The sequence below is a fragment of the Colwellia sp. 1_MG-2023 genome, assembly GCF_030546755.1.
Classification (GTDB): domain Bacteria; phylum Pseudomonadota; class Gammaproteobacteria; order Enterobacterales; family Alteromonadaceae; genus Thalassotalea_H.
On the sequence record NZ_JAUOPE010000010.1, the window covers coordinates 146,423 to 153,984 of the forward strand.

The 7,562-nt window shown below is 38.6% G+C and carries 4 protein-coding genes; all 4 read left to right on the forward strand.

The genetic code is table 11. From position 1 onward, the window contains the following. Positions 1-72 precede the first annotated feature (72 nt). The 4 genes from Q4493_RS12800 to Q4493_RS12815 all read left to right on the forward strand — a co-directional run bounded on the left by Q4493_RS12800 (position 73) and on the right by Q4493_RS12815 (position 6,814). Positions 73-1,629, forward strand: a complete 1,557-nt coding sequence (locus tag Q4493_RS12800; protein ID WP_303453269.1) for a SulP family inorganic anion transporter — start codon at positions 73-75, stop codon at positions 1,627-1,629. An 86-nt stretch (positions 1,630-1,715) separates the two neighbouring features. Next, positions 1,716-2,021 (forward strand): DUF1289 domain-containing protein, encoded by a 306-nt coding sequence (locus Q4493_RS12805; RefSeq protein WP_303453250.1) that lies wholly within the window; start codon positions 1,716-1,718, stop codon positions 2,019-2,021. A gap of 229 nt (positions 2,022-2,250) precedes the next feature. Continuing rightward, positions 2,251-3,573 carry a fumarylacetoacetase gene (fahA, locus tag Q4493_RS12810; RefSeq protein WP_303453254.1) on the forward strand — a complete coding sequence of 441 codons (1,323 nt, stop codon included), beginning with the start codon at positions 2,251-2,253 and terminating at the stop codon, positions 3,571-3,573. 694 nt (positions 3,574-4,267) lie between these two features. Continuing rightward, positions 4,268-6,814 carry a TonB-dependent siderophore receptor gene (locus tag Q4493_RS12815; RefSeq protein WP_303453255.1) on the forward strand — a complete coding sequence of 849 codons (2,547 nt, stop codon included), beginning with the start codon at positions 4,268-4,270 and terminating at the stop codon, positions 6,812-6,814. Positions 6,815-7,562: the final 748 nt, after the last annotated feature.

Sequence of the window (7,562 nt, forward strand, 5' to 3'; positions counted from 1 at the left end):
AAGTAAATCCAATTCTAACTGACGTAATTCCTATGATTTATGCCAGTTTACTTAAATTAACGTGAGATCGTGATGTTTGAATTACATGCCAGCAAAGTTGGCAATTTAAAAAATGATGTTTTATCAGGACTAACAGTTGCGTTAGCACTTGTTCCTGAAGCCGTTGCTTTTGCCTTTGTTGCCGGTGTTGAACCTTTAGTAGGATTATATGCTGCCTTTATGGTGGGGTTAATCACTTCTATTTTTGGTGGACGACCAGGGATGATCTCTGGTGCAACAGGTGCTATGGCCGTTGTGATGGTGAGTCTTGTCGCTATCCATGGCGTTGAGTACTTGTTTGCGTGTGTTGTCCTTACCGGGATCTTACAAATTTTGGCGGGGATATTTAAACTCGGAAAATTTATTCGTTTAGTGCCACACCCAGTGATGTTAGGTTTTGTTAACGGTCTGGCAATTGTTATATTTTTGGCGCAATTAGGTCAGTTTAAAGTTACCAATGCTGCTGGCGAATTAGAATGGATGATGGGTACACAGTTATATACTATGGCGGGTTTAATTGTGTTAACTATGGCCATTATTCACTTTTTACCGAAATTAACTAAAGCAGTGCCATCTTCACTAGTAGCGATTGTTGTGGTGACAATTTTAGTACAAAGTTTGGGATTAGATGCAAGAACGGTAGTCGACTTTGTTCGTGATATGACCAATGATCCTGCTGCATCAATTGCTGGTGGTTTACCTCAGTTCTCTATTCCAAACGTGCCATTTAATTTAGAAACATTGAAAGTTATTTTCCCCTTTGCCATCGTGTTAGCGGCAATTGGTTTGATTGAATCTTTGTTAACGTTAACCTTGATTGATGAACTCACCGGTACGCGTGGTCGTGGTAATAAAGAATGTATCGCTCAAGGTGCGTCAAATGCAGTGAATGGCTTTTTTGGCGGTATGGGGGGATGTGCGATGATCGGTCAATCAATGATTAATGTGAACTCAGGTGGGCGAGGCAGAGCGTCTGGTATTACAGCCGCATTAGCGCTATTAGGCTTTATTTTGTTTGCTTCTAGTTTAATTGAAATCATACCGTTAGCTGCACTAGTTGGTGTGATGTTTATTGTCGTTATCGGTACATTTGAATGGTCAAGTTTCCGTATTTTAGGCAAAGTCCCCAAAGCTGATGCTTTTGTTATTGTGTTAGTTTCTGGTGTGACGGTAGCTACTGATTTAGCAGTAGCTGTGGTAGTAGGTGTGATAGTTTCTGCATTAGTTTTTGCTTGGGAACATGCAAAGCATGTTAATGTAAAACGTTCTATTGACGAAAATGGCTCTACCGTTTACGACGTTAATGGCCCATTATTTTTTGGCTCAATTTCAAACTTTTTAGAACAATTTGATGTTAGTAACGATAGTGATGATGTCATTGTTGAATTTAAAAACTCACGAGTAGCTGATCACTCAGCTATTGAAGCCATTGATACCCTTGCTGAGCGTTATATAGCTAGTGGTAAAACTATGCATTTACGCCATTTAAACAGTGAGTGTAAACAGTTATTAACTAAAGCCGGCAGTTTGGTTGAGATCAATTTAATTGAAGATCCTGATTATCATATTGCAACGGATGAATTAGCGTAATAGGGTTTAACTCGCCAATAGTTTATAATAAACGATAGGCGAGTTTTTATCGTAGTGACATTCACTGCGCTTAACGATAGTAAAATATGCAATTAGAGTTTTTTGATGTTCCTAGCCCTTGTGTTGGTATTTGTCAGTCAGATGACAAAGGCCAATGCTTGGGATGTTTTAGAACCCGTGAGGAACGTCAAAACTGGATTAATTTTGCTTCAACTGAAAAGCAAAAAGTAATTAAACGATGTATTCAACGCAAGAAACGAAAAGACGGCAAAATTAAAGTCAAAGAAGTTGAGCAAAATGTTGAGAACCCTCAACCATCATTACTTGACCCTCCAAGTAAAAATAAATTATCTACTTCCAATGATATCGACTTTGGTGATTTTGAGCTGTAAATATCTATATCAAACTCAATTAACCAAACCAAGTGTAAAGTCTACTGTTGTACTGCAACAATAAGTTGACACTTTCTCTGTGACATTTTTGTCAATTCGTAGCCTTTCAATTGCTCGCTGTTATAATGACGGCAAATATTTTCTCAATGATTTTGCTCTTTCATTTCAGGGCAACAGAGTCTAATAACATAAAACACTTTTTATACGCTTTTTCGGAGTATTATTGCCAATGTCGAATAACCATTTGCTTAATGAAACCCATAACCCTGATTTAACTAGTTGGGTTGAAACTGCCAACCAAGCTGGCTGTGACTTTCCTATTCAAAATTTACCTTTTGCAGTTTTTAAAAGAATCGGATCAGATGAAGACTTTCGCGGCGGTGTTGCCATTGGTGATCAAATCGTAGATTTAGCGGCAGCAAAGAATGCTGATGTTTTTTCAGGCGTGGCATTACAAGCGCTTGAAGCTTGCTCTCAACGTGAACTTAATTCCTTTATGGCAATGGGGAAAAATGTTTGGTCAGCACTTCGTTTAGCTTTATCTAAGGCATTAAGCTCTGGCTCTGCAGCACAAGAAAAGCTTAAAAGTTGTTTAGTACCTCAAGCCGATGCTGAGTTTGCTTTACCTTGTAATATTGGCGATTACACGGATTTCTATACTTCTATTCATCATGCAACTTCTGTTGGTAAAAAATTCCGTCCAGACAACCCATTATTACCGAATTATAAATGGGTGCCAATTGGTTATCATGGTCGTTCATCGTCAATTGAAGTTTCTGGTAAAGACTTTAAACGCCCTAAAGGTCAAACGAAAGCGCCTACAGCCACTGAGCCATCTTTTGGTCCTTGTAAACGTTTAGATTATGAACTTGAAATTGGTATTTTTATTGGTAAGGGTAATGAATTAGGTGAGCCGATTACTATTGAAAATGCCGAAGATCATGTCTTTGGTATCTGTATCTTTAATGATTGGTCTGCGCGAGATATTCAAGGTTGGGAATACCAACCATTAGGACCATTTTTATCTAAAAGTTTTGCTTCTACAATTTCGCCATGGATAGTGACAACTGAAGCGCTTGCTCCTTATAAAGCAAGCTGGACTCGTGATGAAGCTGATCCTCAGCCAATGCCATATTTAGAATCTAGTCAAAATAGAGCTTCTGGTTCTTTTGATATTAACTTACAAGTGTTATTAGAAACTGACGCTATGCGTTCCAATGATTTAGCTCCAACACCTTTATCACAATCAAACTTTAAAGATTCGTATTGGACAGTTGCACAAATGGTTGCTCATCATACCGTAAATGGTTGTAATTTACGTTCTGGTGATATGTTTGGTAGTGGCACACAATCCGGTCCCAAACCTGAGGAAGCCGGTTCTATGTTAGAACTATCGAACGCGGGCTCTGAGCCGATTAGTTTGCCAAATGGCGAAACACGAACTTTCTTAGAAGATGGCGACAACGTTATTATGACTGGCTGGTGTGAAAAACCAGGAGCTGCTCGTATCGGTTTTGGTTTGGTTGAAGCGAAAATACTGCCAGCTAATTAATAAAACTCGTTTATCTAAGGCGCGAAAATGTAAAAGTTTCTTGCTGTCAATAATCAAAGCTTGTCTTATATATAAGACAAGCTTTTTTATATTAGCCTATTTGTCTCTAAAAATTATCACAGAAAGTTTATCCCATTTAGTTATCTATTTTTTATTCATTTCTTGTTGAATAATTATTCAATGTTTTTAATTTTTCATTTAGGCTTTTTGTGCTGTTTTTACGATAAGCAACATGATAAATACGATGAAACGACTTGTATACAATATTCCGTGTTAATATTTGGTTAAAAGTAGGTGGAAATTACAGCGTTTTTTTTGTTGTCTTTGAAAAGTTCAAAAATAAATCTATTTTATTTTTGAATATCAAAGTTGTTTTTTAGTCGTTATGGTTATGTTTATAACCTTTTTTATACGAAGCCATTCGCATTTTAAAAATGTAAAATTAAAGCTAGAGAATATGGTCTGTCTGACTTGTAATAAATATAAAGGAATAACTCATTTTAATATACCGCTTCGTATCGATGTAATGATATTCGTAAACTTTCTTCAACTTGACTTTTAAGGTGAATTTTACCCTCTTGTAAAGCTTTACTCGCTGTTTTATAACATATTGAGCTTAGAGTATTTTCAAAGGATGTATCTAAGCAATAATAATAATTATTTATATATACCTAAAAACTAGGAAGGAAATAAAATGTCTAATAAATTTCGTGCTGGCACGCTAGCAATAGCGGTTGGCTTAGCCTTAGGTACTGCTCCCTCATTTGCAGAAGAAAACACTGGTGCTGAAGAAGTTGAACGAATTGCCGTAGTTGGTTCTCGTTCTGCTCCACGTTCAGTTGCTGAATCCCCTGTACCTGTTGATATTGTAGGTGGTGATGAGTTAGGAAAAAGCGCCTCTAGTGACATGCTTGATATGCTACAAGGTGCTGTCCCTTCATTCAACGTTCGCCAACAACCTATCAGTGATGCTGCAACCTTAATTCGTCCGGTAAACTTACGTGGTTTATCATCAGATAGTACACTTATCTTATTAAATGGTAAGCGTCGTCATCGTGCATCGGTTATTGCTTTCCAAGGTGGTGGTGTGAACGATGGTGCACAAGGTCCTGATATTTCGGTGATTCCAAGCGTTGCTTTAAAACAAGTTGAAGTTTTAAGAGATGGTGCTGCTGCTCAATACGGCTCAGATGCTATTGCTGGTGTAATGAACTTTGTTTTAAAAGATGACGCTGACGGTGGTTCTTTATCTGTTAAACATGGTGAATACTATGAAGGTGACGGTACAAGTACTATTGTCGACGGTAATATTGGTTTACCTTTTACGGATGATGGCTTTGTTAATTTAAGTTTTCAGTTAAAAAATGCTGATGCGACTAGCCGAAGTGTACAACGTCCAGATGCTGCAGCTTTACAAGCAGCAGGCAATTCTCATGTTCCAGATCCAGCAATGATTTGGGGTAGCCCAGAAATTAAAGATGACATTACCTTATTCGCTAATGTAGGTCTTGATTTAGGTGATGATAAAGAATTCTACATGTTTGGTAACTACTCTGAGCGTGATGCAGAAGGTGGTTTCTATTATCGTAACCCACATAACCGTAGTAACGTATTCTCAATTGATGGTGGTGAAACCTTATTAGTAGGCGATGTCGCTCAAGCAATGGGCGCAGAACGTACTTGTGCTGTTGTACCGGCAAACGTCCCTAATGTGTTAGATACAGCTGAATATCAAGCGATGGTAGCAGATCCAAACTGTTTTGCTATGAACCAAATTATGCCAGGCGGTTACACGCCTAGATTCGGTGGTAATATCACTGATACTTCTTTGGTAATTGGAACTAAAGGTGAAGCAAAATCAGGCTTTTTAGAAGGTTGGTATTATGATCTAAGTGGTAGTGTAGGTCGAAGCGCATCAACCTTTATTCTTAACAATACTTTGAACCCTTCTTTAGGCTTAGACACGCCGGTTGATTTTGAAACAGGTGGTTATACACAATTAGAAAAAAGCTTTAATTTTGATATTGTTAAAGAAGTTGAAGCCGGTTTTGATCAGCCTCTAAATGTAGCGTTTGGTACAGAATGGCGTGAAGAAAGCTTTGAAATTACTGCTGGTGAAGAGTCTTCTTGGAAAGCAGGTCCATATGCAGCGCAAGGTTTTAACATAGGTTCTCACGGCTTTAAAGGGTTCGGTCCAGAAGCACAAGGTATCAATACTCGTCGTAGTTTCGCACTATATGCGGATGTTGAAGCACAAGTTAATGACGATTTATTATTAGGTGGTGCATTGCGTTATGAAGATTTTACTTCATTCGGTAGTACGCTTAATTATAAATTAACGGCACAATTGTCGGTTTCTGATGAAGTCTCTTTACGTGCTTCACACAGTACTGGTTTCCGTGCTCCAACGGTTGGTCAAGCAAACGTTGTCAACACAGCTACATCAATGGTTGAAGGTGAGTTAATTCAAAGTTTCACTGCGCCACCAACTAACCCATTAGCAGCATTTTATGGCGGTAAAGAGTTAGAGCCAGAAGAATCAGTCAGTTATGCGGCAGGTATTGTTTATACTAGCGGTGATTTCTTCATGACGGCTGATTACTATAACATTGAAGTGACTGACCGTATTGCGCAATCAAGTCAAATTACTGTTGAGCCTGCTGATTACACAGCGCTTGAAGCTGCTGGTGTAACGAATCCTGAATTAATTTCTGCGGTAACTTATTTTGCCAATGATTTTGATACTACTACTCAAGGTATTGATGTTGTAGCAAACTATTCAATGGAGTTATTTGACGGTGATACGCAGTGGAGCTTAGCGTATAACTGGACAGATACTAAAGTTGATGCATTTAATCCTGCGACAACAAACCAAGGTAAAATTGATCGTCTAGAAGATGGTATTCCTGCACACCGTGGTACATTAACTATGGCTCAGTCATGGGAAGATGTAAGCATGTTTGTTCGTGCAAATTACTTTGGTGAGTACTATGCAACGCATGCTGATGGTACAACGCCAGAAGAATCAGAAGTTGCCGATTCTGCAATCACTTTCGATGCTGAAATTAGTTATTTCTATAGTGACTCGTTAACCTTCTCTGCTGGTGCAATGAACATTTTTGACCAAGAAGCACAGAAGTTACAAGCGGCGAATAACTGGAGTGGTGCTATTTACTACGAAAGTGGTCCATTCGATTACAATGGTGGTTATTACTACGTAAAAGCTAACTATACATTCTAATTGTTAGTGAACGTAATAAACCACACGCACTTGCGTTAACATCGATCTGTTAGAGCTTGTCTTTTAACATAATCGGAGCAAAATCCAGTGATCACCAATCACTGGATTTTTTTATGTTTTCTGATTGACTACTAGTAGATATAACCTTGAACCGCAACCGTTCATTTACAGGGTGTTCGCTAAACTGAATTTAAAACTCGCTGATAAACTTGGAAACACCGTAGCAACTAGTACTATTTCTCAAGTGGGGCAGCGATTAACCGAAACGCTATAGCAAGCTTACATCCTTCGGTTAAGCATGTTTTGACTGACTGTTATTAACAAAACGGTGACTTTTTTTATGTCTTTTTAGTCAGGTCGTATCAATAAATACAAAAAAGCCCTAACCGATGTTAGGGCTGCTTGCTTCCTACGAAGGAATGGTGCCGATTGCCGGAGTCGAACTGCCAAACCTGCTTAGCTACTGATTCATCAGTAGGCCAGTTTCTAAGCTTTAAATACAAAAAAGCCCAGCTAATGCTGAGCTTATCTGATAAATGGTGCCGATTGCCGGAGTCGAACTGCCAAACCTGCTTAGCTACTGATTCATCAGTAGGCCAGTTTCATAAGCTTTAGTTACAAAAAAACCTAGCTAATGCTGGGCTTGTCTGATAAATGGTGCCGACTGCCAGAGTCGAACTGCCAAACCTGCTTAGCTACTGATTCATCAGTAGGCCAGTTTCATAAGCTTTAGATACAAAAAAGCCCA